General features: G+C 35.4%; 3 protein-coding genes. All 3 read left to right on the top strand.

The genetic code is table 11. The annotated features are described in order from the left end of the window. The coding region (locus tag AC1DUW_RS24635) for a dihydrolipoamide acetyltransferase family protein (RefSeq protein WP_477643704.1) at nt 1–1,012 on the top strand (1,012 nt) is incomplete at its 5' end. Nucleotides 1,013–1,063: 51 nt separating this feature from the next. Next, nucleotides 1,064–1,933: an aminoglycoside 6-adenylyltransferase gene (locus AC1DUW_RS24630; RefSeq protein ID WP_053345787.1), complete on the top strand. Its 870-nt coding sequence runs from the start codon at nt 1,064–1,066 to the stop codon at nt 1,931–1,933. A gap of 405 nt (nt 1,934–2,338) precedes the next feature. Beyond that, complete coding sequence (locus AC1DUW_RS24625; RefSeq protein WP_477643703.1) at nt 2,339–2,938, top strand: nitroreductase family protein; 600 nt, start codon at nt 2,339–2,341, stop codon at nt 2,936–2,938. Nucleotides 2,939–3,055: the final 117 nt, after the last annotated feature.

Here is a 3,055-nt window from a genome sequence, read left to right as displayed (position 1 = left end):
AAAGAAGGAAGACAGTGACCAACAATTAGTCGAAAGCCTGAAAACGATTGAAACAACAACTAGCTCTAATCACCTTAAAACAAGATATTCACCAGCCGTATTAAAAATTTCACAGGAAAATGGCATTGATTTAACTAAAATCAAAGGATCGGGAAGAGACGGAAGAATCACCCGGAAAGATTTAGTGAAACTTCTTGAAAAAGGAGTGAATAAAATTGAAGAAAATCAGGAATTGGCACCAACATTTATTGCTTCAAAACAAGATCCTGCTGAAAAATCGTTTTCTTCCATTGAGACATTAGTCCATTCAGTTGGCGATATAGAGATTCCTATTACAGGAATCAGAAAAACAATTGCAGCCAATATGGTGAAAAGTAAACATGAAGTCCCGCACGCTTGGATGATGGTCGAAGTCGATGCAACAAACCTTGTTAAGAATCGCGATTCATTAAAAGCTGAATTCAAGCAAAAAGAAGGCTATAATTTAACATACTTTGCATTTTTCATCAAAGCCGTATCACAAGCTCTAACCGAATTTCCGGAGATGAACTCTATGTGGGCTGGCGATAAAATCATTCAAAAAAAGGATATTAATATATCCATTGCTGTAGCTGCGAGTAATGCTCTTTTTGTTCCAGTGATTAAACATGCGGACGAAAAATCAATTAAGGGACTAGCCAGGGAGGTTCATGAACTCGCTCAAAAAATGCGAACAGGAAAGTTGAAACCAGAAGATATGCAGAACGGGACATTTACGGTTAATAACACGGGGGCATTCGGATCTATTCAGTCGATGGGGATTATTAACCATCCACAGGCAGCCATCCTTCAAGTTGAGTCTATCGTCAAACGTCCAGTAATCATTGATGATATGATCGCGGTAAGGAATATGGTGAATTTATGTTTGTCGATTGACCATCGGGTACTTGATGGTTTAGTATGCGGTAAATTTTTAGCTAGAATAAAAGAAATTATTGAAACTGCCTTTCAGGAAGGTGCCTCCATTTATTGAGAAAAATATACCTTACATATAAGGCGTGTTTAATTAACTGGAGGTAAATGTATGCGGACTGAAGCTGACATGATTGAATTAATAGTAAAAATTGCAGAAAAAGATGATCGAGTCCGTGCTGTGGGAATGAATGGTTCACGAACGAATCCGAAAGTTCCAAAAGATGTGTTTCAGGATTATGATATCGTTTATATTGTGACCGAAATGGAATCTTTCATACGAGACCATAAATGGATTGATGTTTTTGGTGAACGACTCATTATGCAAAAACCTGAAGAAATGTCATTATTTCCACCAGAATTAGGAGGGCGTTTCTCTTATTTAATGCAGTTTACAGACGGAAACCGTATTGACTTATTATTAGTTCCTTTCGATGAAAAAGATGTTTATTGCAAAGAGGATAAACTTACGATTATTTTAATGGACAAGGATAATTCCCTTCCTTCAATTCCTAATCCGACCGATGTAGATTATTGGATTAAAAAACCTTCTACCGAATTCTTTGATGATTGTTGCAATGAATTTTGGTGGGTATCAACTTATGTAGCAAAGGGTTTATGGAGAAAGGAAATTATATATGCACAAGAGCATCTTAACAATGTCAGATCAATGCTCATTCAAATGCTAGAATGGCAGGTAGGTATTGAAACGAACTTTTCAGTAAGCGTTGGTAAACACGGCAAATATTTGGAGGGTTTTTTGACAGAAAAGAGTTGGCAGAAGCTTCTTTCCACTTATGCAGATGGAAGTTATGATGGTGTTTGGAGAGCATTATTTTCAATGTGTGATCTTTTTGATAGTACAGCGATGTATGTTGGAAAACATTTGAATTATGAATATCCTTATGAAAATGAAAAGAGTGTTATTACATACCTAAAACATATCCAAAACTTATCGCCCAATGCTACTGACATTTTTTAAGTTTTTTTAGCAAACATGTAAGTTCAAATGAATTGGGGAATATAGGATGTATTTCTAAACAAGTGAAGTATAAGGTAATTGGAAGCTGATTTTTCCGATACTAGAGACATCTCCAATTACCTGTTCCCCCAAAACTGAACCTTCATGAAACTAGCCTCCTATTAATTCAAATTAAGCAACTTCTCAATTTATCCCATATACAATCACTCATCATTTATAGCCCAGCCTCGGATAAGCAGGCATTACTAAGGACTTCTCAGAAGAAACGACAGCCTTTTCCTGTCAGTAATACAACTAGATCAGTATGAAATGTTTGACATTATTTTTTTTTATGTTTAAAATTACTTTGAAATAGAGATATATGTATTCGAGATAAATATAAAGAATTCTGGAGGAATAAACGTTATGACAAAAGATTTTTACACGGCTATTAAAGAAAGACGTTCTTATTATGGAATCAATAAAGAAGTACAAGTTTCAGATGACAAAATAAAGGACATTGTTGAATTTGCAGTAAAATACACTCCATCAGCTTTCAATTCTCAATCAGCACGCCTTGTTGTGTTAACAGGTGAAGCACATGATAAATTATGGGAYATYACGACTGAAACGTTRAGAAAAGCRGTTGGAGRRGGAGATTTTACAGGTACTCAACAAAAAATGGATTCCTTTAAATCYGGWTAYGGAACMRTATTATTCTTKGAAGATATGGCKGTTGTGAAATCKCTTCAAGAACAATTYGCWWYATATGCTGATAAYTTCCCAATYTGGTCACAACAMRCTTCAGGTATGCATCAATTRGTTGTKTGGACAGCAYTGGAARCAGAAGGATTAGGAGCAACWTTRCAGCATTATAATCCACTAATTGATGATGAAGTGAAAAAWGAATGGARYATMCCAARTAAYTGGAAACTRATTGCKCAAATKCCATTTGGTAATCCAACWGCTYCAGYGGGAGAAAAAGAATTYCAACCACTTGAAGATCGTRTTAAATTTTATAAATAAAATGGATTAGGAAGAAATAACTTTTAGTAGCTGCATTACGTATTAGCGAAAAGTTATATATCTAAGAAGTTCATGACCCCCTAATGGCAGCGACACTAAAAAAGTCTTCTATTCGGG

The organism is Peribacillus sp. P4_C12, assembly GCF_056402095.1.
Note: the sequence above shows the minus strand (reverse complement) of the source record. Positions and strands in the feature narration are given on the sequence as shown.